Here is a 26,921-nt window from a genome sequence, read left to right as displayed (position 1 = left end):
AAAGCTATTTCTTCTGCAACAGTTCTTCCAGTATTTCCTGCTTTTATCTCTTACATAACAGGAATGAGTTATAATGAAGTAGAAAATCAAAAATTCAATGCACGCGCAATATTCCACACACTTTTCTTTCTTGTGGGATTCAGCTTATTCTATATAGCCCTGGGGTTTGGCACGTCCTTTTTAGGCGGAATATTGATTGAACATGCGACTCTAATCAGACAACTGGGTTCAATCTTGATTATTTTCTTCGGGCTTATCATTACCGGCGTGCTTAATTTTAATTTCTTGATGAAAGAGAGGAAATTAAAATTTAAAAACAGACCGTCAGGATTTTTAGGTTCAACTTTAATAGGTATGGCTTTTGGTGCCGGATGGACGCCGTGCAATGGACCGATTATCGGAGCTATTTTCGCAATGAGTGCCAGTGCACCAAACGATGCTTTAATGTTAATGGTTATTTACTGTCTGGGCTTTGCAATTCCATTCTTTATATTGAGCTTTTTGGTATCTCGTACACACTGGATGCTGAAATACTCGAATACGATTATGAAAGTAGGTGGGGTCATCATGATATTAATGGGTGTACTTCTGTATTTGGATGGATTGACTCAGATTATCATTTGGCTGCAGCCGTACTTTGGAGATTTTCAAGGATTCTAATTATGAATACATTAAATGACTTGTTTATATAACTTTCATAGAAATGACATATTATTATAAAATTTGTTTAAAAATTATTGTTAAAATTAAAAATCAAGGAGGAATCTGGATGAAAAAATATTTAATGCCAGTTTTGATGGGCGTAATCTTTATTTTAACAGGTTGTAGTGATGACTCAGCATCGAACGAATCAAATATTAAAGAAATGGTTTCGGAATTAAGCGCTAGTAATATTGTAGAATCAGCATCTATAAATGATAAAACACTTATTGTTAAAGATAGTGGAGATGAGAATGTCTATACTTTGCCAGACGATGAATTTTTTGTATCTATTGCACCATACATCTCAGATACACATCCTTGTGAATTTCATAGCTTAACAGGTTGTCAGGGAGAGCTGATGAATGAAGAGATGGATGTAAAAATTACAGATGAAGATGGAGAAGTTCACGTTGATGAGAAGTTGACTACCCTTAAGAATGGTTTTTTGGATTTTTGGCTGCCAAGAGATAAAAATTACTCTTTAGAAATTAATTATGATGGAAAAAAAGTTGAATCTAATTTTTCAACTTTTGAGAATGACAGCACCTGTCTGACAGATTTACAGCTTAAATAATATTATTGAATGCAGATTACCCAATGCTATTAAGTGTTGTGGAATCTGCATTTTTAATTCAATGTTAAATCACAGAGTAGCAGTTAATTTATTTTTATTTAGTTTTTAAATACACGTAGTGGATAGTTTCTGCACATATATTTTTTATAATAAACTTAGTAAATTAACAGCTTGACAAATAACGATTACAAATGTAAACTCAAGTTAATAAATCGATTACAGTTGTAATCTTATTATAATATAGGAGGGGAAAGAAATGAATAAAGAAGATAATCATAATCATGCTGAGCACGAAGAAAGTCATCATAACCATGAGGAGAGCCACGAATCCCATAATCATAGCGGACACGATCATCATGCGCATATGGTAACAGATTTTCGAAATAAATTCTTCATTATCCTGATATTCACAATTCCAATTGTACTTCTATCTCCGATGATTCAAAATTTCATAGGTGTGGATTGGCAATTTACTGGAGATATTTATATTGTGGCAGCGTTGGCCACGTTCGTTTATTTCTACGGGGGTTGGCCATTCATTAAGGGCGCTTACGATGAATTGAAAAACAAAGAACCAGGCATGATGACATTAATAGCAATGGCGATTTCTGTCGCTTACCTCTATAGTATGGCAGTTGTTTTTGGATTCAATGGGGAAGAAATGTTCTGGGAGCTGGCAACTCTTGTATTAATCATGCTTCTGGGACATTGGATTGAAATGCGAGCTATTAACAATGCTTCCAAGGCTCTGGAATCCCTCGCATCATTAATGCCTGATACGGCAAACCGTATCACTGAAAATGGTGAAACAGAAGAAGTTCAGATTGATGATATTAAAGCGGGTGATTTACTATTAGTAAAACCCGGAGAAAAAATGCCGCTGGATGGTAAAATCGTTAAAGGAAAGTCGCAAGTTGATGAATCAATGTTAACGGGTGAATCTGTTCCAGTTGAAAAATCCGTTGATGACGAGGTCATTGGAGGTTCAATAAACAGAGAAGGTTCTCTCACTATTGAAGTAGAGAAACTGATGAATGAATCTTATCTGACACAAGTTATAGATATGGTTAGAGAATCACAACGTACTAAATCGAAAACTCAGGATGTAACTAATAAAGCAGCTAAATGGTTATTCTATATCGCTTTAGCTGCCGGTATTATCACATTTATCGCTTGGATAAGTATTGGAGCAACTATAGATACTGCTATCATAAGATTGGTAACAGTTTTGGTTATTGCTTGTCCTCATGCTTTAGGTCTGGCAGCGCCGTTGGTTATTTCAGTATCTACATCACTTGCTGCAAAGCACGGTTTGTTAATTCGAAAACGTCCACAGTTTGAAAAGGCTCGTAAAATTAACGCTGTGATCTTCGATAAGACGGGTACTTTGACTGAGGGTAAATTTGGTGTTACAGATATACAGACTTTCAATAATATTGACGAAAATATCCTTTTAAGTTATGCAGCAACAATAGAAAATGACTCGGAACACCCTATTGCGAGAGGTATACTCAATGAAGCCAAGTTAAAAGAACTTGAATTGTTTGAAATGTCAAATTTCAATTCAATTACTGGTGTAGGAATTGAAGGGACGATTGATGATAAACAAGTCAAAGTAGTGAGTCCGGGATATGTACGTAAACAAAAAATAGATTTTGACGATAAGAACTTTAATAAATGGTCAGAACAAGGTAAGACGGTAGTTTTTCTTTTGGTAAACGAAGAATTAGCAGGTGCCATTGCACTGGCAGATAAGATTAAGGAAAGTTCTAAGCAGACAATAGAACAGCTGCATAAGAGAAATATTAAAGCTATAATGTTGACCGGAGATAACCAAAAAGTCGCAAATTATGTCGCAGAACAAATTGGAATTGATGAAGTCTATGCTGAAGTAATGCCCGATGAGAAAGCAGATAAAGTGACAGAAATCCAAGAACGTGGTTTGGTTGTTGCAATGACAGGTGACGGAATCAATGACGCACCGGCATTGACTAAAGCAGATGTTGGTATCGCAGTGGGTGCAGGCACAGATATCGCGATGGATAGTGCAGACATCGTTCTCGTTGATAGTAATCCGAAAGATATTCTTGCAATATTCAGCCTGTCCAAAAGAACATATAATAAATTGGTACAGAATCTGATCTGGGCAACCGGATATAACGTGATTGCCCTCCCATTGGCAGCAGGGGTGCTGGCGCCTTGGGGGATAATACTCAGTCCGGCTGTAGGTGCGATTTTGATGAGTCTCAGTACAATCATCGTTGCAATCAATGCGCAGTTACTTCATAGATTTGAAGTAGAATAAAATAAATGCCGACAAATCCTTACTTAAGGATAGTCGGTATTTTAATTCTTTACTGTATGAAATATGAAAGACATCTTAAAAATACTTGAAAAATTTAGAGGTGAAAATATGACCAAAGCAATTGATTCAAATATCACAGACTCCGAGTGGGAAGTCATGCGGGTCGTTTGGGCACAAAACAAAACTACGAGTAAAGACATTAGAGATATTATAGAAAATAAAAAGAATTGGAAACCGGCCACGACCAAAACACTTATTGGCAGACTTGTTGATAAAGGTGTATTAAACACAGAAAAGGACGGCAATAAATACATTTATTCAACTGATTTAAAGGAAAGTGATTTTCTTAAAAGTACGCTTGAACAAACTTTCAATAATATATGTAGTAAAGACGTTGGAAAAATAATTGCAGATTTAATTTCAAAATCAACATTAAGTTTTAGAGACATAGAAGAATTAGAAGAAGTATTAGAAATGAAAAAAAAGAATGCAGTTGACGAAGTGCAATGTAATTGTGTTCCAGGTCAATGTAACTGTTAATCAGCAGTAGATACAATGAATTAAGTAAGATAATTGATTGGTTAAATAAAAAAATAGAGAAAATATAAAATACCTGCCTGGGGTATGATGAAATTATTGTATAGCGTAATCTAATTAAATTTTAAGGAGGAATTTATATGTCAAAAGTAACACTTAATGTAGAAGGAATGTCATGTGGGGCTTGCGTTAATAAAGTTGAGGGAAGTGTCAGTCAATTAAATGGCGTTGAATCAGTCAAAGCTCAAATTCCTGAAGGTAAAGTAGATGTAACATTTAATGACAGTACAATTAATTTGGCAGACATCAAAGGTGCTATTCAAAATACCGGCTACGAGATTAAAGAGGATATTGATAAAGAAGATGGTTCTGCGTGTTCATGCTGCAGCTAGTTAATGACAAAAGATTTTAAGAATTTAGAGTATCATCTTTTTATGTCATATTGATTCTATATAATAATTGTAGAAAGAGACCAAGATAAAAAATCCGGCAAATCTTAATTCAAGATTTGCCGGATTTTTTCTTTGTAATCAGGAATCCATGCTTTTATCCTATATTACTATTCACTAATTTATTCCACAGGTGCCAGTTCACTTTCTGTAACCCACTTATGATTCTGCACTTCTTCTTCAGTATCTGTTGTAACAAAATCTATCATATAGACAGTCGTTTCTTCAGCTGAGTCAATCGTGGCTGTTGCACCATCCATGCCTTTCATGTGATCCGCATCCAAGGTCACTTCAGTGCCGGGCTCCAGTGGTGCTTCTCCTGGACCTTCCAATTCTTCATGGATGACCCATTTATGATCTTCGACAGGATCTCCACCATTCGTAGGTGTGTATGAGACAGTATAGACAGTCGTGTCAAAAGCACCGGAAATTGTTGCTTCAGCACCATCCATACCTTGCATGTGCTCTGCTTCAATAATTGTCCGACTTCCGACTTCATAAGTTGGATTTTCTGCTTCTTTCAAACCTTCAGGCACTTCACCCGAACTGGACATCTCATCGGCTGAATGTTCCATATGACCTCCGGAATCTGATTCCATGTCCATTTCCTCCTCAGAGTTGGACTCTGTTTCAGTGCTTTGGCTTTCTTCATTAGGCTGAGTTTCCCCATTACCACAGGCAGCCATTAAAAATACAGCGAATATGGAAAGAAGCCCTAATAATATTTTGTTTTTTACCATGTATATACCCTCCATTTTATTAGTTATACTGAGAACTTTACCCATAAATTTTGCAGTTTACGTGCAGATTCAATGAAAAATAAATGTATTTAATCAAGAATAATATTACTGACTCGACATATTGGATTTCAATTTAAAGGTTTATTAACCGTGGATGATATCTCAGCGCTTCCTTCAAATCTGCACGAAAAATCGATATTTAAATAATAAAATCTATAAAGAGAGTAGCGAATATAATCATGATACCAAGAAAATTAATAATATAATATTATCATCTATATTTTTAGCGGGATGTGGTAAAATCACTCATGTAACTTCGAGTTACCCTTTAAATTTAAAAAGTCTTGACGGTCAGGTGTTATACTTAGTCATACATTTTTCAGACTAAAACTTCGTTGCAGCTGCTACCTCTGCTAGATTATTTTATCGAAAGATAGCGGAGATGAAAGATGATGGTATTTTGTATGTTGCAATCAATCTACAGAATGAAGATGAGTTAGCAATCTAGACTATAAACAGAAATAGTTATGTGTCTAATGACGGCTCATAAGAATAGTGGAAGAAAATTTTAGTTGTGGGCAAAGTAAAATAAGCTGAATTATTCATAATAAAAATACTACTTTTCTATATAATATGACTAATGAACAAAATGATAAGATGATCTATTACGATTTATACTGTTGCAGAAAACTGAGGAGGCTTTTATGTTCAATAAATTAGCTTTAAAAATCGGACTTTTGTTTTTTCTGGTGATTCTTATTATTGAAATCATATTATTCTATATCCTATATACAAATCTGGTCGCTGATCGTGTGGAGGAAGTGATGGGGGATTTATTGGCTCGGGGGAATACACACAGAGACGTATTAGAAGAAAACTATACAACCACGACACTGGAGCATGTTGCTATTATGGAGTCAGAATCAGATTTTATTGCGGTGATAACAGATGAGAATGGAAAAGTAATCATCAGTTCTGATCCAGTTGAACCAGAAATGAAAACTGTCATTGAACATACTGATTATGATGAAATACCACAAGAAGGAGCCATTCTGAAATCAAATTGGTCGGAAGAAAAATATGTATCGACAGACAGCCCACTTACTTTTAACGAAACACATAGCGGGCATGTTTTCATGTTCGCTGAAAGTGATAGCATCGAAGGGATTATTGATCATCTCAGCCATAAGTTTTGGCTTGTCGGCCTATTGACTTTGCTTCTGACTGTTATAACGGTGTTTATTCTTTCCAAAGTTATTACCCAACCGGTATTGAGGATGAAAAAAGCGACAGAACAATTAAGTAGAGGCAATCATAACGTGGAATTGTATACACATCGAAAAGATGAGCTTGGAGATTTGGCGACTTCGATTACTTTGCTGTCGCAAGATCTGGAACGTTTAAAAAACGAGAGAAATGAATTTTTAGGGAGTATATCGCATGAGCTACGAACACCTTTAACCTATATGAAAGGGTATACGGATATTATTAGCAGAAATGAAATATCCACGACGGACAGGAATAGATACATTAAAATCATTCAGGAAGAAACAGAGCATTTAGCAGACCTGATAAAAAATCTGTTTGAATTAGCTAAAATCGATCATAATGAATTTGCCATTATAAAAGAGAGGGTAGTATTTAGCGCTTTGATTGAGACGGTTTTAGCACGAATCCGTCCAGCGCTCAATGAAAAAAAGATAGAGCTTTTCTTTCATTGTCCGGACAACTTGGTTGTTCTGGCAGATCCCGAAAGAATTCAACAAGTTATATTGAATATATTAGATAATGCAATAAAGTATACTCCCGAGAAAGGCCATATCACAATGGAAGTTATTCAAAATAAAAATGAAATTTTAACAACTATTTCAGATACAGGAGAAGGAATCCCAGAAGAAGATATACCCTTTATATTCGATCGACTGTATCGTTCTGAAAAGTCTAGATCCCGGGTAAGCGGAGGGTCTGGTCTCGGGCTGACAATCGCTAAAGAAATTGTGGAGTTGCATGGTGGCGAGATTGGAGTAGAAAGTACACTCGGCAAGGGGACTGTTTTCGTCATATCTTTAAAGAAGGAGAATGTAAATGAATAAAGTGCTGTTAATCGATGATGAAGAGAGAATGCTCGAACTGTTGACATTATACTTGAAACCTTACCCTTATTTTTGTCGAAAAGCAGTAGGTGCAAAAGCAGGGCTTAAGTTTGTTAAAGAAGAGAAGTTTGATCTTATTCTACTGGATATCATGATGCCTGAAATGAATGGATGGGAAGTATGCAGAGAAATACGGCAATACTCAGATGTACCTATTATCATGGTAACTGCACGTGAGCAGAAAGAAGATATTGTAAAAGGACTCAAGCTGGGTGCAGATGACTATATAACAAAACCTTTTAATGAAGAAGAATTGGTTGCAAGAATGGATGCATTACTAAGAAGAACAAGACCTGTCAACCGGATTGAAGTCGAAAGACTGTTATGGGACGAAGATCAATTTGAACTATCCTATAAAAAACAGCTTGTAAAATTAACACCAAAAGAATTTGCAATCATTGGATTACTCATGAAAAATCCAGGAAGGGTATTTTCTAGAAATCAATTGATTGATTTAGTGTGGGGTATTCATTCAGAAACTGAAGGCCGGACTGTGGATTCACATGTTAGAAACATGCGGGAAAAAATCAGGAAAGTGGGTTTTCCCATCGATGATTATTTTCACACAGTATGGGGCGTGGGCTACAAGTGGATTAGAAAGTAGCTTTCTCATATTATCGATTGCTTAAAAATGTAGATTTTGAGCACATTGCTAAAATTAATTTGAAACATTTTAAAAACTGCACAAACCATGGGCATATGTTTTAGAGACTATTATTTCTGAGGTGATGCTAATGAGCGAATATAAAAAAGACAGCTTATCTTTACTGGATTATCTATCTCAAATGGATAATCTGCATGGATAAGCTCTTTTTATTATATGAATTAACAGATACATTAATGACTGTTTTGAAGGGAATTCGGTTTACTCCTCCTTGCAACGATGGTTCTAAGCGAACTCAACTGTTTTTTTATAACCTTGTCTAAACTAAGGCGTCTCTTATAAGTATTGTCAAAATCAAGGGCGCTCTTAATTAATAATGCAAATACACTTTAATGTATATTTTCGTTAAAATGCTGGGTACAATCTTAACCGGAAATAAAAGAAGTGGTATGTCCAGAATAAGTTTCGACATACCACTTCTTTCTAAGTGTTGTGCTTAGGCGATTTCTTTACAAGCCTCTGCACATTTGAAGCACGCATCTGCACATTTCTGGCAGTGATCGTGGTCATGTTTTTGACACTCGTTGCCGCAAGCTTCGCAAATCTTGGCGCATACCACTGCTAAATCAGAAGCAAATGGTGTACCTCTCATTAATGCTTGTTCCAGAAATGCACAGATATCTGCACATTCACGGTCCAGACGGATGCAATCCGCCATCATACTTACGTCCTCTTCTCTCAAACACGCATCGTAGCAGTGGTTACAGGCTTCCATACATTCATGTAACGTCTGAATCAGTTGTTGATGTTGTTCATGAACCATTATAAATCCCTCCTATAGAATTGAATGCACTTACATTAATTGAATTCCCATCTATTTCGCATATAAACCGATATGGTAAAACTCCATAGAAACTGCACATAATTTTAATGATGATTGCCCTTCTCCAACTTACTCAATATTGTAATTCGTCTAGAAAAAATCAAGAAATAGTTCCTTTTTTGTTATTAGATTGAAGCTTTGGAGCTTACTCTACTTTAACCTGTCCCATCATCCCATTGTCCTCATGTTCAAGTATGTGACAGTGGAACATATATATGCCCTTATTTTTAAACTGAATGGCAATTTTTACAGTCTCATCCGGGGCAACGGAAAAACTATCTTTCCAGCCTCTTTCGTTCTCAGGTGGTGCTTCTCCATTCCTGGAAAGGATCTTAAACTGAGCACCATGGATGTGGAACGGATGAATCATGCCGCCCATCATGTCAGGTTTATTATAGATTTCCCATACTTCTGTAACACCTTGTTCCTGCGTAAAATCAATTCTTTCAGGATCAAATTTTTTTCCGTTTATCGTTACATGATCCATCATGCCGAAAAGTTCAATTTCTTTTGTCACTGGCAGGTTCTTTTCTTCTTCCGTAACTGAAAAGTCATTCATTTCATCAGGTATATCCATGTTCTTACCTGTTTGACCTGTGATTTCAAAAGGTAAGAGCGTGGTACCATCTTCGTTTACTAGAGCAATCTCTTCATTAGTTTTAACTTGTGAGAAGTCAATAATTATTTCGGCCCGTTCTGAAGGCGTGAGTGTGATTTCTTCCATTGAGACCGGTTCATTTAAAAACCCGCCGTCCGTTGCGACTTGTACAAAAGAATCCCCTGTATTTAGTTTAAAGGTGTAATTTCTTGCATTTGATCCATTTAAAAGTCGAAGTCTTACTTTTTCTTTATCTACAGTTAATTTTGGATTCAATGTGCCGTTAATTAATGATGTATCCCCGACTGTGCCATCTTCATTTGCTGTTGCTTTATAATTCAACTGTTTTTCGTCATCAAAGACTCTGTCCTGAAAAATGAGAGGAATATCATTTTCTCCATATTCGCTTGGCAATTCGAGTTTTTTTGAATTTTGGTCCTTGATATAAATTAACCCAGCAAGTCCGTTGTACACTTGTTCAGAGGTTTTTCCTTCCGGGTGGGGATGAAACCATAATGTGGCAGCTTCCTGTGTCACTTCAAATTCAATAGTACTCTCTTTGCCTGGCTCTAATACATTATGTGGACCGCCATCGTCATTCCCCGGCACTTCCAATCCATGCCAGTGAAAAGTGGTGTTTTCATCGAGTTCATTGATTAAGTTTATCTTCACAGTATCTCCTTTTTCAAATTGAAGCATGGGACCTAGAAACGAGCCATTATAACCATATGTTTTTGTTTGAACGCCATCAAATATTTCTGTTTCTCCTTTTTGCGCGCGTATTGTATATTCAATACCTTTGTTGCTGTCGCTTTTGAGTACAGGGGGGATATTCAGTTCATTCTCTCCTGTCGAATCAATTAGACTTACCACATCATCATGATCCATATGACCATTACCCATGGAACCATTATTCATTTCTCCTTCACTGGAGGAGCCATTCATATTTTCTTCCATAGAACCTTCATTGTCCTCATTCATATTCATCTCTTCATTTAAATGCTTTCCATGGTTAGTATCTTCTACAGATGCTTCTTCGTCATTGCTTGTACAAGCTGATAAAACAATGACCATCATTAGAGAAAACAAGCTTATCAATAGTTTCTTTTTTCTCATACTTTACAATCCCTTCTTTCTACTTTTAATAAAGAACTTGTCATTCCTTTATGTATTAGACTAGATTATAATTTTCGAGAATCCGTGCATAAAATGAGTATTTAATATGACAAAAACTACATGTAAAATTAAGTTTAAAAAACGACCGTTTTACACACAAAATAGTGCATACGGTAAAAGAATGTCTGTCACTTTAGGAGTTATTTTGCACCTGTTTTATGTGCTATTTTGCACTATAACACATTTGAAAAAAGGTAGAACACAGCCTTTTATGTTCCAACTGTCACTTTCGATGTTATTTTGCACTGATTTAGGCGATAATTTGTACTATAGTTAAGAAACCCAGCTAATCTTTTCACAAAGACAGCTAGGCTTTAAAGTTGGTTATGCAAAATAACACTTAAAATATATGCAATTTATCGTCAAAAATGACATGCAATATATTAGCAATATAATTATGTCTATTTAGGGTCTGCTTATAATATACAGTTAAAGTTGTTACTATATATCATAAATGTAGGGATATGATACATAGATTTTGAGCAATCTTTAAAGACTGAATTCTCTATAATTATAAGCCGTTTAATCGTGAAAGAAATAAGTCTCAAAAATATTCGTTTTTGAGACTAGAATTTTATGCCCTACTTACTTCTTTTATTTTCATTCAAATATTTGCTTGCATGATGAGTCGAAAATGGTTATAATATATTCAAATAAATATTTGAATGAAGAAGGGATGATAATATGAACAAGAAAGATACTTGTGAAATTTTTTGTTATGACGAAGAAAAGGTTAATCGAATACAAGGGGATTTACAAACAGTTGATATTTCTGGTGTTAGCCAAATGTTAAAGGCTATTGCCGATGAAAATAGAGCAAAAATTACTTACGCTCTGTGTCAGGATGAAGAGTTGTGTGTTTGTGATATAGCAAATATCTTAGGTGTTACGATAGCAAATGCATCTCATCATTTACGTACGCTTTATAAGCAAGGGGTGGTCAACTTTAGAAAAGAAGGAAAACTAGCTTTCTATTCTTTAGATGATGAACATATCAGGCAGATAATGATGATCGCCCTAGCACATAAGAAAGAAGTGAAGGTCAATGTCTAAACAAAAGATTAAACTAATGGAAGAAGAAATGAACGTCTATCGGGTCCAAGGATTTTCATGTGCAAATTGTGCAGGAAAGTTTGAGAAAAATGTTAAAAAGATTCCAGGCGTTCAGGACGCAAAAGTAAATTTTGGAGCTTCAAAAATTGATGTCTTCGGCAGTGCAACTGTTGAAGAACTAGAAAAGGCTGGTGCTTTTGAAAATCTTAAAGTGGCACCAGAGAAACCTAAAAGACGGGTAGAACCTGTGGTAATTAAAGATAAAAACGTTTACCGTGTGGAAGGATTTTCCTGCGCAAATTGTGCGGGGAAGTTTGAAAAAAATGTAAAACAAATAGCTGGAGTTGAGGATGCAAAAGTAAACTTTGGCGCTTCTAAAATTGATGTATATGGAAATGCATCGGTTGAAGAACTTGAAAAAGCAGGTGCTTTTGAGAATCTAAAAGTATCTCCTGAAAAACTAGCGAATCAAACGATACAAAGGGTTAAAGATGACACTAAGGCTCATAAAGAAGAGAAAACACCATTTTATAAAAAACATAGTACATTGCTGTTTGCCACACTACTAATTGCTTTTGGTTACCTTTCTCACTTTGTAAATGGAGAAGATAACCTCGTAACTTCCATGTTATTTGTAGGTGCTATTGTAATTGGCGGATATTCATTATTTAAAGTCGGTTTTCAAAATTTGATACGCTTTGATTTCGACATGAAAACCCTGATGACCGTTGCCGTTATTGGAGCTGCCATTATTGGTGAATGGGCAGAGGCATCTATTGTTGTTATTCTCTTTGCAATCAGTGAAGCACTTGAACGCTTCTCGATGGACAGAGCAAGACAGTCCATTCGTTCATTAATGGATATTGCTCCAAAAGAAGCACTTGTCAGACGGAATGGTCAGGAAATAATGATCCATGTGGACGATATCGCTGTCGGTGATATTATGATTGTTAAACCAGGAGAAAAGATTGCCATGGATGGAATCATTGTGAATGGCTTGTCGGCTGTCAATCAGGCAGCCATAACAGGAGAATCTGTCCCTGTTGCCAAAACGGTAGATGACGAAGTATTTGCAGGTACGCTTAACGAAGAGGGACTACTTGAAGTAAAAATCACCAAATATGTAGAAGATACAACGATTGCTAAGATTATTCATCTTGTTGAAGAAGCACAAGGAGAGCGTGCTCCAGCCCAAGCATTCGTAGATAAATTTGCTAAATATTACACTCCGATCATTATGGTTATTGCAGCCCTGGTTGCGGTCGTTCCACCTTTATTCTTTGGTGGAAGTTGGGATACATGGGTTTATCAAGGATTAGCAGTTCTTGTAGTTGGATGTCCTTGTGCATTAGTTATTTCTACTCCAATCTCGATTGTCTCGGCAATTGGGAATGCGGCTAAAAAAGGTGTGTTGATTAAAGGCGGTGTCTATCTAGAGGAATTAGGAGCCATTAAGGCAATCGCATTTGATAAAACAGGAACACTGACAAAAGGTGTACCAGTGGTAACAGATTTTAAAGTGTTAAATGATCAAGTGGAAGAAAAAGAGCTGTTTTCCATTATTACAGCTTTAGAATATCGATCACAACATCCACTTGCTTCAGCAATAATGAAGAAAGCAGAGCAAGATAATATTACTTATTCCGATGTTAGAGTGGAGGACTTCACTTCTATTACAGGTCGGGGCATTCAAGGGAATATAGATGGAACAACCTATTACATTGGCAGTCCAAGGCTTTTTAAAGAATTAAATGTTTCCGATTTTAGCCTTGAGTTTGAAAATAAAGTGAAAGTTTTACAAAACCAAGGGAAAACGGCCATGATTATTGGAACGGACCAAACAATCCTCGGCGTGATTGCTGTAGCAGATGAGGTCCGCGAAACAAGTAAAAATGTGATTCAAAAACTTCATCAGTTAGGAATCAAGCAAACAATTATGCTGACAGGTGATAATCAAGGTACCGCAGAAGCAATCGGTGCTCATGTAGGCGTTTCTGATATTCAGTCCGAATTGATGCCACAGGATAAGTTGGACTATATTAAAAAAATGAAAGCCGAGCATGGTAATGTAGCTATGATTGGCGATGGCGTCAATGATGCTCCTGCACTTGCTGCATCCACTGTTGGCATTGCAATGGGCGGTGCTGGAACAGATACTGCCATCGAGACAGCTGATATTGCATTAATGGGAGATGATTTAAGTAAGCTTCCATTTGCAGTAAGACTTAGCAGGAAAACGCTAAATATCATCAAAGCGAACATCACGTTTGCCATCGGAATTAAGATAATTGCCTTACTATTGGTTATTCCAGGCTGGCTAACCCTTTGGATTGCGATTCTTTCCGATATGGGAGCCACTATTTTGGTAGCATTAAATAGTTTGCGACTGATGAGAGTGAAGGATAAATAGGTACTATATGTGTGCAATTTACGGAAGGACTTTTCATTTTGAAGAAAAGTCCTATCCCTAAAATATTGGAGATGATAAAATGATCGCGACCATACTGACGGCTACTGCGGTATATGTAGCAACAGGAATTGATTATCTCGTCATATTAATTCTTTTGTTTTCGCAAGTAAAAAAAGGTCAGGTAAAACATATTTGGATAGGACAATATATAGGGACTGCAATTGTGATAGGAGCAAGTCTTTTAGTTGCACAGGGGGTTGTAAATTTAATTCCTCAGCAATGGGTTATCGGACTACTTGGGCTTTTACCACTTTACCTAGGCGTGAAAATATGGATTAAAGGAGAAGAGGATGAAGATGAAAGTAGCATTTTATCCTTATTCTCCTCTGGAAAATTTAATCAGTTATTTTTGACGATGACTTTCATCGTATTGGCTTCCAGTGCGGATGACTTTTCCATTTATATACCGTACTTCACGACCTTAAATATGTCTGAAATCTTTATTGTCACTATTGTCTTTCTAATTATGGTTGGAGTTTTGTGCTATGTCAGTTACCGTCTAGCTTCCTTCGATTTTATATCGGAAACAATTGAGAAATATGAACGTTGGATTGTACCTATTGTATTCATTGGGTTAGGTATTTATATATTGTTTGAAAATGGTACATTTAACGCTTTATTCTCATTTTTTTAACAATCGGAACGCTTTCTCTAATAAGAATCAGCGCTCGTTTGACATATAAGACCGCCTTTTGGGAGTCACGATAGAAGTCCAATTTCTTAATTTTAGAACTGAGAAATTGGACTTCTATATACCTCCTGACTCTAACCTTATTAACTTGTAATGCAAAATAACGATTAAAATAGGTGCAAAATAACTCCTAAAGTGACAAGCTAAGCATATCAATACATATATAATGTCTATTTAGGGTCTGCTCAAAACATACATTATTAAAAATATATTTATAGATTTTTTTGCATACCACATTAACTGAGAATTTGATTATTATAATCAAATTCTCAGTTAATGTGGTATTGTGTATTGCTATACATCCTAGCATAGGTGAAAGATTACTAATAACATTGAATGACATAAGACTGATGCGAGTTAAAGACTAATATTGTTTTATTTGAAGAGTAAAGAGAACTTCTTATAACTGCTAATTTTATTAGTCTAATTCTCGAGTTCCAATAAAATCTCTTAATGATATGAAATGTCACATTAAATACTTAAGAAACTGCACAGTTTCTTTAAAAGTTTAGCTTAAGCTAAATAATTAGGAGTGAATTTTTCTTAACAGTTAAAGTTTGTACTTAGATTGGTGTGAGAATGAACTTTTATTTTTAACAAAAATTATCTTTCAAAGCCAACCAAAAATGCATGTTTAGGTTCAACTTTAATAGGTATGGCTTTTGGTGCCGGATGGACGCCGTGCAATGGACCGATTATCGGAGCTATTTTCGCAATGAGTGCCAGTGCACCAAACGACTGTTAATTATACAAATATTTTATATGTGTAATTATTAAATGAATTAGATACAATATGAACATTAAATGAGAACTAGAAACTTCTAGCTCTCATTTTTAATATCTTAATTTTCTATTTTATCTAAGTATCGATAAACAGTTGTCCTAGAAACATTCCATTTTTCAGCAATGGTTTTGATAGGGGTACCATTTTCAACTAATGTTTTAAGTAATTTTATATCGCTGTCATTTAATTTTTCAGGACGTCCACCTAATCTTCCTCTTGCTCTTGCAGCCACTCTTCCTGCAGCAGATCGTTCTAAGATTAAATTACGTTCAAATTCAGCAAATGCTGCGAAAAGGTGAAATAAAAGTTGGCCAGTTGAACTTGACTTATCCATCGTAATATTTTCTTGAATGCTATGGAAGCTAATCCCTCTATTATTTAAAGCATTAACAATTGAAATTAGATCTTCCATATTCCTTCCAAGGCGATCTAACCTCCAAACGACCACAACATCTCCTGATCGAGCAAACTCAATTGTACTTTCTAATCCAGGGCGATTACTCTTCGCACCACTAACTTTATCTGTAAATATTTTTTCACATCCATAGCTTTCAAGACTGTCTTTTTGTAAATCTAAATTTTGTAATCCTGTTGAAACTCTCGCATAACCAATTTTCATTTTTATAACCCTCCATACAAATAACATTGTACCATATCTTAAAATTAATATTGTTGTTGAACATAGATTTTAATATGAGTTTATGAACACATTAGAGATACTTAATTCAATAAAAATAGCATTAGTTTAAGAGTGTTCATAAATAGAGGAGTTTATGAACAATATAATAATTCGATTAGAATTTTGTTAAACTTAGTATAAGTATTTGTAATACTATTTTTGGTTAGAACAATTTAAAGTTAGGAGACTCAACACCATGCTAAAATCAATTAATCATATTTGCTTTTCAGTGAGTAACTTAAATGATTCAATACATTTCTATAAAAATATACTACGTGGAGAATTATTAGTAAGTGGAAAAACAACTGCTTATTTAATTGTGGGTGGCTTATGGATAGCTTTAAATGAAGAAACAGATATTCCTAGAGATGAAATTCAGTTTTCATATACACATATTGCATTTAGTATTGAAGAAGATGAATTTTACGAATGGTATCAAAGATTAAAAGAAAATAACGTAAACATTTTAGAGGGGCGTAATAGAGATGTAAGAGATAAAATGTCTATTTACTTTACTGATCCTGATGGACATAAATTAGAATTGCATACTGGAACACTTAAAGATAGATTAAATTATTATAAAGAAACAAAACCACATATGACCTTTTATGATGAATGAGAACTGCATATGTAATTCTCATTCATCATATAAAAAGTTTCTTATTTAACAAGTAAAATCACACCTCACCCTTGTCGATGACACCACCAGGCAGTTCAAGGATACTTTCCTCCACTCCGATACGGAACTGTCTCTCCATAATCAGTCTGCCCTTATAGAAGGCGATGATATTCACCCAGTCCGGAGGGACAATCTGGTAGAAGCAGCCTGCCTTCTGATTGAGTGTCATCTGGATAGTATTCACTGTAAATATTTTATAGTCATGCTGAGCGATTAATTTTTTCATTGGATGCCTCCGTACAGTTCAGTCGTTACAATTGTAGCAGAAAGGGTATAACATAAAAAACAAATTTTATAGGGAGCGGTGACTGTGGATATGACCACCCGGCAAGGCGGTATTTTCGAAGTGATTGATATAGACAAAGCAACAATTTACACCTCAAGTATAGAAGCGAATGAATTCAATGTCAGCGAGGAAAGTGCTGTCATAGAAGGCCGACTGAATGCGCCTTATGTGACGAATTCAGGTTCTCTTGAAGTGACTTCAACGCTGGAAACACATACGCTTAAAAATAAAAGGGATGCGATTCTTAGGATCTCTGACCATGTTGTCGGTCAATCCATCGACAATGCCGGCATGCTTGAACTGGGTGGTCACTTAAAAGCTGAGCACCTCAAATCGACAGGCCGACTGATAAGCGAGGGCGTCATTGAAGGAGAGACCGTTATTCTGGAAGGACCGGTCAAGGTGCGGGAAATCCGTGCGGAGCACATTGAATTGACGTTAACCGCTGACTGTGTGGCTGATTATCTAACGGCCAATCAGATTACAATCAATGCCAAGCGGGAGAACCTGCTGTTTAAAGATAAAGATCATTCACTTAAAGTAAATGAAATTGACGGAGGAAGGGTCTATATTGAGAATGTTATTGCTGAGCTTGTCCGGGGAGATGAAGTGGTGATCGGTCCGAACTGTACGGTAAAAGTAGTGGAATATACGGAAAATTATACGCTGGACGATCAATCAGATGTCCTTGAGCTTGGAAAAATTACGAGAGACTAGGAGAATAATATGAATATTATAGTGACTGACAATGATATTGCCATCCATTATGAAGTATCAGGGAGAGGTTATCCACTGATTATGCTGCATGGTCAGTATATGAATACGACGATGTTTGATGATTTTGAGACGACACTTAAAGAGGACTATCAGCTGGTTAAAATTGATCTTCGCGGCCATGGCTATTCTGATAAGCCATTTAAGATTACGATCGAAGACTATATGCAGGATGTGCTGTCAGTCATGGATGAACTGATGATTAAACAGGCCCATTTTCTAGGATACGGGCTTGGGGGTATTGTTGCAGAACTCATTGCAGCAAATTATCCTGAGATGATACAGCGGCTCGTACTCATCTGTGTGGGAAGTGAACCTTTCAACGTTTCGCAGGAAAAGTTTTATGGTCAGTATTCCAATATACTCCGCACAATGAAACCGGATAAACGTGATAAGATGATGGAGCAGTATATGTACTGCGACGTCAAAAAGGTGAAGAAATGGAAGAAAGCGCTGAGAGATACTGAAAAGGGTACCACTAAGCTTGAACGACATGCCATTGATCATTCCGCTGATGATATTGATCTGATGATCACTGCCCATCAGGTGACGGCCCCCACTTTAATTATTAACGGTGCACACGATGAACTGATCAAACCGGATAACGGTTATCAATTAAGTCAGAAAATCCCTAATGGTTATCATCTCGTATATGAGAATAGCGGGCATGCCCCTATGATAGAAGAGAAGGAACGCTTTCTTGAGGATGTTCAGAAATTCCTGTCAACAGAGACCCAATTTTAAAGAATCGCTATGAAGCGTTTCTTTTTTTATTTAGCTTAATACCGTTAGAACATTGAAAATCGGGTAAAAGATTAAAAAGGAGGAGCTTGCGATGAGTGTATTTAAATCTACAGATGGCACCACAATCAATTATGAAGTATCAGGCTCCGGCGAACCACTCATCATGATTCACGGTATAAACGGTAATATGAGAATGTTCGATATAGTAAAAGAACAACTTGCTGATAAGTATCAGATTATTACATATGATGTCAGAGGACACGGCCAATCTGATCGACCCCTCAACTTTACAATCGATGATCATATTGATGATTGTCTTGATCTTATTTCATATCTTGAACTTGATAAGGCTCATTTACTTGGGTATTCGATGGGCGCCTATATCGCTCTTGGTCTCGCCGTAAGATACCCAAGAAAAGTCGACAGATTAATATTAGTCGGCGGAAAGGCTCATACGACTGTAAGTTCCTTTGCACGTCTCATGATGCAGCATCGTGATGAAGTTAAAGATAAGCCGAAAAAAGAAGTGACCCAATTATTAAGCCGATATATTTTTTATAATAAGGAAAAAGTCGATGGCTGGCAGAAGACTATTGATGACTATAGTGAAATGGATGCGAATGAAGAAGCGGTTGCAGCAAGAGGAATCATAGGGTTTGATTACCGGAATTCTTTGACTAAGCTGCCTCATCAGACCTTGCTTATCGCAGGACGACATGATCAGTTGAATCCACCGATCGAGAGTCAGTATATGGCGGAACTGATACCGAACAGCAAGTTTATTGAGTTTGAGTACTCAGGACATGCACCGCTTGCTGAGGAGCCGAAACGTTTTGCTGAGGAGATTCAACTATTTCTAGACCGTCAGTAGCAGGCGGCGATATTTCGCAGAAGATGCTTGAACGAGCTCGCATGCAGAGCAGGTAATATTTATGCAAGGCTCTATTGAGGATCTGGAACCTCTCAACTTTAAGCATCATGAATTTGATGTGCTCATGAGTTCATTCGCCTTTCATTATCTGCCGGACTCTGAAGGTATAGGGGAAGAAGTGAAAGAGATTCTGACCATTAGCGGCACCTTTATCTTCAGTATCGAACATCCTGTTTATACGGCATATGGTTCACAGGACTGGATATAGACTGAGAACGGTGATATTGCGCACTGGCCGATAGATACCTATCACCGTGAAGGAGAAAGACAGGTCGATTTTCTTGAGACACCGATCATCAAATATCATCGGACGTTAAGTCATGATTTAAGCGTGCTGATAGAACAGCGCCTTGTGATTAAAGGGGTAGCTGAACCAGTGCCGTCAGATAAGATGATGGATGAGAATCCTCATATGAAGAATGGACTGAGATGCCAGGTGATGCTGATCATCTCAGCCGGAAGGAAATAAAGCCTCGCTTAAGGCGAGGTTTTTTATATGGTTAAAAAGATAGGTCCTATACAAAAGTGATCATCTTTCGTTATAATAAGGGATGTGAAAAAAGATGATTGAGGTGTACTATGGCAGGTAAGTTAAATGTTATGACAATGACAGAGGATGAAATCAGAAAGTTTAAACAACCTCTTTCATACTATCTGCGGCAGAAGAAAATAGATACACTGAAAGACATCTGCCGTTTCTATCAGATTAAAGGTTATTCAGGTAAGAAGAAGGAGGACTTGATTGATTTAATCACATCCCATATATTCGCTGACTTCACGGCGGCAGATCAGATGTTTGAAGTGATGTCTGTTGAAGATTACAATATTTTAAATCACCTGCTGATTGCTGATACATACGCCACTGAATGTAAGGGTACGATTCCTGTACAGAATTTCTTATTTGTATATGGCGATCACGTCTTTATTCCGGAAGATATTAAAGACTATCTGAGACGCTATGTCATTGAGAAAAGTCAGTCGCAGGAGCAGAGTGATGAAGTGAAACTCCTGGTGAGCGCGGTCAATCTCTATGGCTACTTCTCGCTGGCACAGTACAGGCTCATTGCTGAAAGATTCCTGAACAGTAGGAAGACTGAACAACAGCTGGAAGAAGAACTGCAGGGGATCGCAACGGTCAAAGATGGCTTTGTGCTGAACCCGCTGATTGATGCGGCACAGTTTCACGGAGCAGGCATTGAATCCAAGCGGCAGTACTATGTGCCGACCTCATGGGAAGTGTTTCAGCGGTACTTTGCTTTTGAATATCAAGAGGAATCCGCAGAAATTGAAGCGCTTATACGTTTCCTGCAGCCCTATATAGTGAACAGCAGTCAAAGACAGGATATAAAAGATACCCTTATCGTGATGATGAAGATGATGGATAATCCTGATAACCTGATGTCCATCCTTACGGACATGGTCAATGAAAATGTGCTGACGCCGATGAATGAACAGGAAGCAGGCCGCTATATGCTGGGTGCCTACAGAACAGTTCGCAGCTGGCTTCTCGGCGGCCATAAAATGGCTGAACTGATGGAACCTGAACCACGCATTGTCAATAAGCGTGTTGAAAAGAAAAGCAAGAAACGTAAAAAGAAAAATATCAGCCGCATTAAAAAATAAGCTGCCCGGGAGGGCAGCTTATTTATGTTTCATTGATGACAACAAAAGTGGCAGCTTCCTGTGAATAATTGTACCAGTAATGAGGTCTGGTCGCATCATACATCAGGTTCGAGATGATAGTTCTCATCTCCGATGACGACTGTCAGTGTGCCGTTCAGACAGAAGACGAACTCTGAACCGTTATGTGCGACTGATTTTGAGACTTGTTCGTTGTTACTTCATTATAATTAAAGAATGCACTGGGATGAACGGCGAGAACCTCAGTAATCTTACGGAGAGAACCCATGGTGGCACTGCATTGTGAGAGGAAAGGGATGGATAAATCAGTTAAATTCCATATTTTTTCAATCTTAAGCAACCCAATAGAGGCTATGCACGATTATTGATATAATGACATTAGACAAATTAAAGGAGTGTTTTAAGTGACAGTCTATAATTACGAAGTTAAAACAAGTGGTGGCGAATCATACAAACTCGATAAATATAAGGGTGAGGTTATACTGATTGTCAATACAGCAAGCAAATGTGGTTTCACTAAACAATTTGACGGCCTGGAAAAAATCTATCAGCAGTACCAAGATCAGGGCTTTGTCGTACTTGGCTTCCCTTGTAATCAGTTCGGTAACCAGGAACCGGGTACAGCGGAGGAAGCAACGAATGAGTGCCGTCTGAACTACGGGGTTACATTTCCGATGCATGAGAAAGTAGATGTCAACGGCAACGATACGCATCCTTTATTCGGCTATCTGAAAAAAGAGACTTCAGGTCTTTTAGGTAGTGCAGTAAAATGGAATTTCACTAAATTTCTTGTCGACAGAGAAGGTAACGTTGTGGAACGTTTTGGTCCACAGAAAGAACCGGAAAAAATGACAAAGGCTATTGAGAAATATCTGTAGACAGTAGAAGTGTCATTCCTGGATGCAGGCTCTCACAATCAAAGGAATGAAGGAGTATTGAATGGAAAACAGAAAAAAAGCAGAGTTTAAATGGAATACACTTTACCGGGTGATGAACTATTTCGTCATTATATTGATAATCGCTCAGTTTGTGACGAGTTACCATTTATCTCTCTATATTATTTTATCACTTGCAGCGCTTCTCATCTTAGGGTTGCTGGATAGTATTGACCATCACCGCTTTAAGGAGAATAAAGGACGTCATCTTTTTGATGCCGTCATACTCGTGTTTTATACAGTACTGACCTATATCTAAAAAAACTTTGTCCAATTATTATGGGCAAAGTTTTTTTAGCTAAGGGAGATGTTTTGCTAATCAGCATTAATATTCATCACATAATCGGCTTTAATATAATACTGATTCTTTTCATCAGTTGTCGCCGTATGATTGAAAAATGTAATGAAATGGAGTACTTTCAGCAATGTTCCCTGATTATTCGCGCTGTCTAAGATTTTATCGAATTTGACCGCCCGGCAGCGAATCCTCATAAATGAAGGTGCTTCTCTGTACTGACCATTCTTGAAAATGGAACACGTCCATCTTTGGCCAAGGTAATCATAGATTTCATATTTCCGTTCGATATTATTGATAAAATCACCTCCGCACGTTGTTGTTAAGAGCGTACCATGAAAGCTGTAGTTTTCATATATAAATTTACGTGTAACAATTGTGAGCGCTCTAGTGAGTCTAAAATAATATAAGAAGGGTAAAGAATATTAAACTAAGATGAGGTGATAATGGTGAAAATAGAAACGTTACCGTTCGGCGAAGTGAATGAAGAAACAGTACAGAGATACAAGATATCGACTGATGAGATGTCTTTCACGTTTATTAATTACGGGGCAGCACTGCAGAGTATTCAGATGCCGGACAGAGACGGAGAGCAGGAAAATGTGGTCATCGGTTTTGAGACAATTGATGACTATATATTGAACCCGAACTATTTCGGGATGTGTGTCGGCCGCGTAGGGGGGCGCATAGCTGAAGCGAAGTTTGAACTGAATAATGAAGTCTTTCAACTGGAAGCAAATATGCCTCCTCATCATATACACGGTGGATCAAACGGTCTCAGTTACAAAGTATTTGAGACAGAGGTTATTGAAAATCCTAATGGCCAGGAAATTGCTGTTAAGATGACAGCATCTTTGCTGGCAAGTGAGGATCACTATCCTGGGAACTTGAAAGTTCAGATTACGCATACCATCAGGGCGGATAACAGCTGGACGGTTCACTACTTCGCCGCGCCAGATCAGGATACAATCTTCAATCCGACTAATCATACGTACTTCAATTTAAATGGAGGACAAAACGATGTCACTGATCACCTGCTGACCATTCTGAGTGATGAGCGGGTGGAGACAGACAAAGAACAGATACCGACAGGTGAACTGATTGATGTCACAGGTGAGATGGATTATAGACAAGAGAAACCAGTCAAAATCGGTCTGGACGATTCCTATCATCTGACTGGTGACCCGTGTGGTAGTCGCATCGAACTGAAGCATACAGCATCAGGAAGAAAAGTCGCTATAAAAACGGACGCACCGTATGTGATTGCCTATTCAGCGGGCGGACTGGATTATACAGCGCAGAACGGACGGCATTACAGCGCAGGTGCTGGCATTGCGCTTGAAACCCAGAATATACCGGATGCAGTTCATCATCCCGAGCTGGGTGATATCCGTCTGATGAAGACGGAGACATTCCAGTCTGCAACAACTTATTATTTTTCTGTAGAATAGAGAGCTGCAATTCTTCTTTGTATTCTGTCCTTGCTCACTTTATAATAAAGAAAAAGACTTAGGGTGATGAATATGGATTACAGAGAAGCACTGCTTAATTTAAATGAAGTAGATTTAAGATATATTTATGAACAACTGTTCCATGAGAGTGCTGTTGAGCTGCATTCCATTGAATTAATAGAGTCAATCCGTCAGGAAGTCTTTGACCATCGATATCTCGAGCGAACGTTGCAGGCTATGCCCGCAGGTGAATACGAGCTCCTGATGCAGGCGATTGAGGCAGAACATGAGTTTATGCCAGTGCCGGGTGAACGCGTTTTATTCGCTCTGCAATCATTGCTGATGTTTGAAACAAAGAAAGGCATGATTATCCCTTTTGACCTGGCACGAGAGATCAAAGAACTGAATATCAGGGAAATCGAAGCGGCGCGCACTCAGCTTGAACAAGATCTGAACTTTATTACAGGCGTCCTTTTCCTTTATGGTTACGCGCATAGAGAGCACATTGAGAAATTATACCGTCTGTATTTCAATGAAGAACTGAGCAGCGAAAAACTGGAAAATATGCTGATGCCTCTGGGGATCGAACCAGTGGGGGATATGATTATGCTGCCCGTTATCCGTGAGGGATTCACCGGACAGAGACTGCCTGCATACGATGAGAAGCACTACTACGTGCCAGCAACATTTGATGAACTCAAGCAATACGCAGGGGCCGAGCACCATCGAAATGAGCAGGCTTTGAATGCTTTACTTGCGTTTGTCGAGGAGCAAGAGTCTGAAGAGCTGGCGGATACTGTTCGCTTTCTGATTATCGCAAGCAATGATGCTAACTTGACGATGAAGGAACTTATCAATCTGTTCGCTAAAAATCTGTCGGAGCCGGATTTTGAAATATTTGAACATTTATTTATCGCGGCGCTTGAAGAAACGCGTCTCTGGATTTACGGCGGGAAAAAACTTGATGAAATCAGGGGCGAGATTGAAGAACAGGAACAGGTTGAAGAAGAGGAAAGGGAAAAAAAGGTTATTAATCTGGATGTCTTTCGTAAAGAGATGTAAAGGATGGACTCTTATGAAAAAAATAATCAGTTTAGGTTTAGCAGCATTAATTCTGACAGCCTGTTCCTCTGCAGAGCCAAGCAGCAGTCAAAGGCAAGTAGATAAGGAAAAAGTAACATCAGAACAAGCTGCGACATATAATGAAAAAAAGAAAACAGAAGCATCGGCTGAGACACCGACTACTGAAACGCCTGAAAATGAAAGGGCTGAAACAGAGATGCCTACTACCGAAGCAACTGTAACTGAAGATGCAGATAAAGTAAGAAAGCATAAAGATCAATCAGAAGAATCCGCTACTGAAAAAGAATCTTCAAGTGAGACTGTTGAACCTGCCAGCCTGGAAGCTGATAATAGCAAGGTGCAGTCCTCTCGGTATGCGGAAATATCAAAAAAACAGTTGTCAGCTTATTTTAGCACTATGCCTACTGCCTTTAATCATCGTGATTTAAATCCTTTAAGACCTTATGTCCAAACTGACTCCGAAGCAGAACAGTATTTAAGGAACAAATTGCCGGCAGGTCAGTTTGATAACTATGAAATTGAAAGCTTTTCAATTGATCAAGTAAAAATTGATAAGTCTAAGAGCCATGTTACAGCAACACGAATCATGACTTCTGCTGCGACAGATGGTCAGTGGAAGAAAGTTGTTACCGTTTATGATATGGTTTATAGTCCGACAAAAAATACCATGCTTATTTATGACTTTAACGATAAGGTCATTTATGATTTTGATAAAGCCCTGGAAAATGCACTTAGAGCAGTTAAGGAGAAATATGCAGTTCATGATGAGAAAGAAGCGGGAAGTAAAGTAAGCTTTGTGAAGGCAGATCCTGCAGTTGAAGAAGATGCAGGTGGTGTCTATTATCGTTTTAAATCTACAGATTCAGCTCAAAATGTAATTCATTCCTACAAGTACTATCAGAAAAACGGACAAATAGTAGTTGAGTAAGCAAAAAAGAGACATTTATAAAATGTCTCTTTTTTACTATTCTCCGCGGCCATCTGCTTCTTCTGCTTGAGCAGGCTGATCGATGCGTTCTTCCTGCGGTTGTGATAATGAGTCATCTTTCTTATCAATACCATCGATGCTTGAATCATAGTTTTTGGCAGCAATGTTTGTATCTTGCTGCGATTCATTTTTATCGATGCCATCTATACTTGAATCATATTGTTTATTGGCAGTCATTAGACATTCCTCCTGTTAACTTGATGTTTGATTGTCAGACGGATCAGTTCCTGCTGCTGTTGTATCATCAGTTTCTGCTGCCGCAGCAGCTGATTAAGTTGTAAAGCGATGGCCATAAGGAGCATCACGATCACTATAAAAGGTGATATCAGCAGAAATAACGTAAATTCGCTGATATGCAGCCAGTCAGACATTACTCGTCGTCTTCTTCGATCATCTTTTTATCCATAGGTGGGTTAGGGTCAAGTTCTTCTACACCGGCATCAGGTGCTACCCCTAAATCGTCATTGACAAGAGCCGCTTCCTTGTGGTCTTCTTTAGAGGAATCTTGGTTTAGATATTCTTTTTCAGTATCCAATAATTCATAATGTTCATCAGTCATTATATTTCTCCTCTCTAAAAGTAAATGATAATCTTTTTTACCCTTAAAACTATCTACAAAACCTCTTTTATTACATTTTTTTGACAATATCTCTCCAATCTTATAGAACTTGAAAGGAAACTGTAACACGAATTGTAAATTGTATAGGTATAATAAG

The 26,921-nt window shown here is 37.5% G+C and carries 30 protein-coding genes; 21 read left to right on the top strand and 9 right to left on the bottom strand.

Translation table 11 applies throughout. The annotated features are described in order from the left end of the window. The first annotated feature begins 6 nt into the window (after nt 1-6). From ERX40_RS08420 to ERX40_RS08400, 5 genes are all read left to right on the top strand, one after another. On the top strand, nt 7-660 hold the full coding sequence (locus tag ERX40_RS08420) for a sulfite exporter TauE/SafE family protein (RefSeq protein WP_133418146.1): 654 nt from the start codon (nt 7-9) through the stop codon (nt 658-660). A gap of 109 nt (nt 661-769) precedes the next feature. Beyond that, the gene (locus tag ERX40_RS08415) at nt 770-1,276 is read left to right on the top strand and encodes a CueP family metal-binding protein (RefSeq protein ID WP_111746513.1); all 507 of its coding nucleotides are present in this window, start codon (nt 770-772) and stop codon (nt 1,274-1,276) included. Between the two features lie 256 nt (nt 1,277-1,532). Next, on the top strand, nt 1,533-3,581 hold the full coding sequence (locus ERX40_RS08410) for a copper-translocating P-type ATPase (RefSeq protein WP_133418062.1): 2,049 nt from the start codon (nt 1,533-1,535) through the stop codon (nt 3,579-3,581). A 63-nt stretch (nt 3,582-3,644) separates the two neighbouring features. After that, entirely contained in the window at nt 3,645-4,121 is a 477-nt protein-coding gene (locus ERX40_RS08405; RefSeq protein ID WP_438827767.1) for a CopY/TcrY family copper transport repressor, read from the top strand. Nucleotides 4,122-4,258: 137 nt separating this feature from the next. After that, nucleotides 4,259-4,510 carry a copper ion binding protein gene (locus ERX40_RS08400; protein WP_051239034.1) on the top strand — a complete coding sequence of 84 codons (252 nt, stop codon included), beginning with the start codon at nt 4,259-4,261 and terminating at the stop codon, nt 4,508-4,510. A 179-nt stretch (nt 4,511-4,689) separates the two neighbouring features. On the opposite strand, the gene ERX40_RS08395 is transcribed toward ERX40_RS08400, so the two are convergent. Further along, nucleotides 4,690-5,307, bottom strand: a complete 618-nt coding sequence (locus ERX40_RS08395) for a YdhK family protein (protein ID WP_133418061.1) — start codon at nt 5,305-5,307, stop codon at nt 4,690-4,692. 704 nt (nt 5,308-6,011) lie between these two features. On the opposite strand from ERX40_RS08395, the gene ERX40_RS08390 reads away from it, so the two are divergent. Continuing rightward, nucleotides 6,012-7,400 carry a HAMP domain-containing sensor histidine kinase gene (locus ERX40_RS08390; protein WP_133418060.1) on the top strand — a complete coding sequence of 463 codons (1,389 nt, stop codon included), beginning with the start codon at nt 6,012-6,014 and terminating at the stop codon, nt 7,398-7,400. Beyond that, entirely contained in the window at nt 7,393-8,064 is a 672-nt protein-coding gene (locus tag ERX40_RS08385; RefSeq protein ID WP_208001673.1) for a response regulator transcription factor, read from the top strand. Before ERX40_RS08390 ends, ERX40_RS08385 begins: the two co-directional genes overlap by 8 nt. A 496-nt stretch (nt 8,065-8,560) precedes the next feature. Here ERX40_RS08385 and ERX40_RS08380 read toward each other — a convergent pair whose 3' ends face one another. Beyond that, nucleotides 8,561-8,887 carry a four-helix bundle copper-binding protein gene (locus ERX40_RS08380; protein WP_133418059.1) on the bottom strand — a complete coding sequence of 109 codons (327 nt, stop codon included), beginning with the start codon at nt 8,885-8,887 and terminating at the stop codon, nt 8,561-8,563. 205 nt (nt 8,888-9,092) lie between these two features. Further along, on the bottom strand, nt 9,093-10,661 hold the full coding sequence (locus ERX40_RS08375) for a multicopper oxidase family protein (protein WP_133418058.1): 1,569 nt from the start codon (nt 10,659-10,661) through the stop codon (nt 9,093-9,095). A 744-nt stretch (nt 10,662-11,405) separates the two neighbouring features. On the opposite strand from ERX40_RS08375, the gene cadC reads away from it, so the two are divergent. The 3 genes from cadC (at nt 11,406) to ERX40_RS08360 (ending at nt 14,878) form a co-directional block, all read left to right on the top strand. After that, nucleotides 11,406-11,774, top strand: coding sequence for a Cd(II)/Pb(II)/Zn(II)-sensing metalloregulatory transcriptional repressor CadC (gene cadC, locus ERX40_RS08370; RefSeq protein ID WP_111747090.1), 369 nt, complete (start codon nt 11,406-11,408; stop codon nt 11,772-11,774). Next, complete coding sequence (locus ERX40_RS08365; protein WP_133418057.1) at nt 11,767-14,184, top strand: heavy metal translocating P-type ATPase; 2,418 nt, start codon at nt 11,767-11,769, stop codon at nt 14,182-14,184. The genes cadC and ERX40_RS08365 overlap by 8 nt, the downstream gene beginning before the upstream one ends. Before the next feature lie 79 nt (nt 14,185-14,263). Then, nucleotides 14,264-14,878 carry a CadD family cadmium resistance transporter gene (locus ERX40_RS08360; protein WP_133418056.1) on the top strand — a complete coding sequence of 205 codons (615 nt, stop codon included), beginning with the start codon at nt 14,264-14,266 and terminating at the stop codon, nt 14,876-14,878. Between the two features lie 899 nt (nt 14,879-15,777). Here ERX40_RS08360 and ERX40_RS08350 read toward each other — a convergent pair. Then, nucleotides 15,778-16,338 (bottom strand): recombinase family protein, encoded by a 561-nt coding sequence (locus ERX40_RS08350; protein ID WP_133418055.1) that lies wholly within the window; start codon nt 16,336-16,338, stop codon nt 15,778-15,780. Nucleotides 16,339-16,594: 256 nt separating this feature from the next. Between ERX40_RS08350 and fosY the strand changes: the two genes are divergently transcribed. Continuing rightward, a complete protein-coding gene (gene fosY, locus ERX40_RS08345; RefSeq protein ID WP_031783936.1) occupies nt 16,595-17,017 on the top strand; it encodes a fosfomycin resistance bacillithiol transferase FosY in 423 nt (140 codons plus the stop codon). A 58-nt stretch (nt 17,018-17,075) separates the two neighbouring features. On the opposite strand, the gene ERX40_RS08340 is transcribed toward fosY, so the two are convergent. Then, a complete protein-coding gene (locus tag ERX40_RS08340) occupies nt 17,076-17,303 on the bottom strand; it encodes an NUDIX hydrolase (RefSeq protein ID WP_133418054.1) in 228 nt (75 codons plus the stop codon). A gap of 84 nt (nt 17,304-17,387) precedes the next feature. On the opposite strand from ERX40_RS08340, the gene ERX40_RS08335 reads away from it, so the two are divergent. From ERX40_RS08335 to ERX40_RS08305, 7 genes are all read left to right on the top strand, one after another. Next, nucleotides 17,388-18,080 carry a hypothetical protein gene (locus ERX40_RS08335; RefSeq protein WP_133418053.1) on the top strand — a complete coding sequence of 231 codons (693 nt, stop codon included), beginning with the start codon at nt 17,388-17,390 and terminating at the stop codon, nt 18,078-18,080. A 9-nt stretch (nt 18,081-18,089) separates the two neighbouring features. Then, a complete protein-coding gene (locus ERX40_RS08330) occupies nt 18,090-18,881 on the top strand; it encodes an alpha/beta fold hydrolase (protein WP_133418052.1) in 792 nt (263 codons plus the stop codon). Between the two features lie 91 nt (nt 18,882-18,972). Beyond that, a complete protein-coding gene (locus ERX40_RS08325; protein ID WP_133418051.1) occupies nt 18,973-19,752 on the top strand; it encodes an alpha/beta fold hydrolase in 780 nt (259 codons plus the stop codon). A gap of 61 nt (nt 19,753-19,813) precedes the next feature. Continuing rightward, entirely contained in the window at nt 19,814-20,020 is a 207-nt protein-coding gene (locus ERX40_RS08320) for a methyltransferase domain-containing protein (protein WP_133418050.1), read from the top strand. 371 nt (nt 20,021-20,391) lie between these two features. Beyond that, nucleotides 20,392-21,435: a hypothetical protein gene (locus ERX40_RS08315; protein ID WP_133418049.1), complete on the top strand. Its 1,044-nt coding sequence runs from the start codon at nt 20,392-20,394 to the stop codon at nt 21,433-21,435. Between the two features lie 422 nt (nt 21,436-21,857). After that, nucleotides 21,858-22,331, top strand: coding sequence for a glutathione peroxidase (locus ERX40_RS08310; protein WP_133418048.1), 474 nt, complete (start codon nt 21,858-21,860; stop codon nt 22,329-22,331). 61 nt (nt 22,332-22,392) lie between these two features. Then, on the top strand, nt 22,393-22,647 hold the full coding sequence (locus tag ERX40_RS08305; RefSeq protein WP_133418047.1) for a hypothetical protein: 255 nt from the start codon (nt 22,393-22,395) through the stop codon (nt 22,645-22,647). Nucleotides 22,648-22,703: 56 nt separating this feature from the next. On the opposite strand, the gene ERX40_RS11305 is transcribed toward ERX40_RS08305, so the two are convergent. Continuing rightward, a complete protein-coding gene (locus ERX40_RS11305) occupies nt 22,704-22,880 on the bottom strand; it encodes a hypothetical protein (RefSeq protein WP_165980721.1) in 177 nt (58 codons plus the stop codon). Nucleotides 22,881-23,129: 249 nt separating this feature from the next. Between ERX40_RS11305 and ERX40_RS08300 the strand changes: the two genes are divergently transcribed. The 3 genes from ERX40_RS08300 (at nt 23,130) to ERX40_RS08290 (ending at nt 26,145) form a co-directional block, all read left to right on the top strand. Continuing rightward, nucleotides 23,130-24,134 carry an aldose epimerase family protein gene (locus ERX40_RS08300; protein ID WP_133418046.1) on the top strand — a complete coding sequence of 335 codons (1,005 nt, stop codon included), beginning with the start codon at nt 23,130-23,132 and terminating at the stop codon, nt 24,132-24,134. A 72-nt stretch (nt 24,135-24,206) separates the two neighbouring features. Beyond that, nucleotides 24,207-25,196 carry a hypothetical protein gene (locus ERX40_RS08295; RefSeq protein ID WP_133418045.1) on the top strand — a complete coding sequence of 330 codons (990 nt, stop codon included), beginning with the start codon at nt 24,207-24,209 and terminating at the stop codon, nt 25,194-25,196. 13 nt (nt 25,197-25,209) lie between these two features. Then, entirely contained in the window at nt 25,210-26,145 is a 936-nt protein-coding gene (locus ERX40_RS08290; protein ID WP_133418044.1) for a TcaA NTF2-like domain-containing protein, read from the top strand. A gap of 36 nt (nt 26,146-26,181) precedes the next feature. Here ERX40_RS08290 and ERX40_RS08285 read toward each other — a convergent pair whose 3' ends face one another. Genes ERX40_RS08285 through ERX40_RS08275 form a run of 3 tightly spaced genes read right to left on the bottom strand, consistent with a single transcriptional unit; the run spans nt 26,182 to nt 26,764 of the window. Next, nucleotides 26,182-26,382 (bottom strand): hypothetical protein, encoded by a 201-nt coding sequence (locus ERX40_RS08285; RefSeq protein WP_133418043.1) that lies wholly within the window; start codon nt 26,380-26,382, stop codon nt 26,182-26,184. Next, nucleotides 26,382-26,576 (bottom strand): hypothetical protein, encoded by a 195-nt coding sequence (locus ERX40_RS08280; RefSeq protein WP_133418042.1) that lies wholly within the window; start codon nt 26,574-26,576, stop codon nt 26,382-26,384. Before ERX40_RS08280 ends, ERX40_RS08285 begins: the two co-directional genes overlap by 1 nt. After that, nucleotides 26,576-26,764: a hypothetical protein gene (locus tag ERX40_RS08275; protein ID WP_133418041.1), complete on the bottom strand. Its 189-nt coding sequence runs from the start codon at nt 26,762-26,764 to the stop codon at nt 26,576-26,578. The genes ERX40_RS08280 and ERX40_RS08275 overlap by 1 nt, the downstream gene beginning before the upstream one ends. Nucleotides 26,765-26,921: the final 157 nt, after the last annotated feature.

The organism is Macrococcus carouselicus (assembly GCF_004359515.1).
GTDB classification, from domain to species: Bacteria; Bacillota; Bacilli; order Staphylococcales; family Staphylococcaceae; genus Macrococcus; species Macrococcus carouselicus.
Note: the sequence above shows the minus strand (reverse complement) of the source record. Positions and strands in the feature narration are given on the sequence as shown.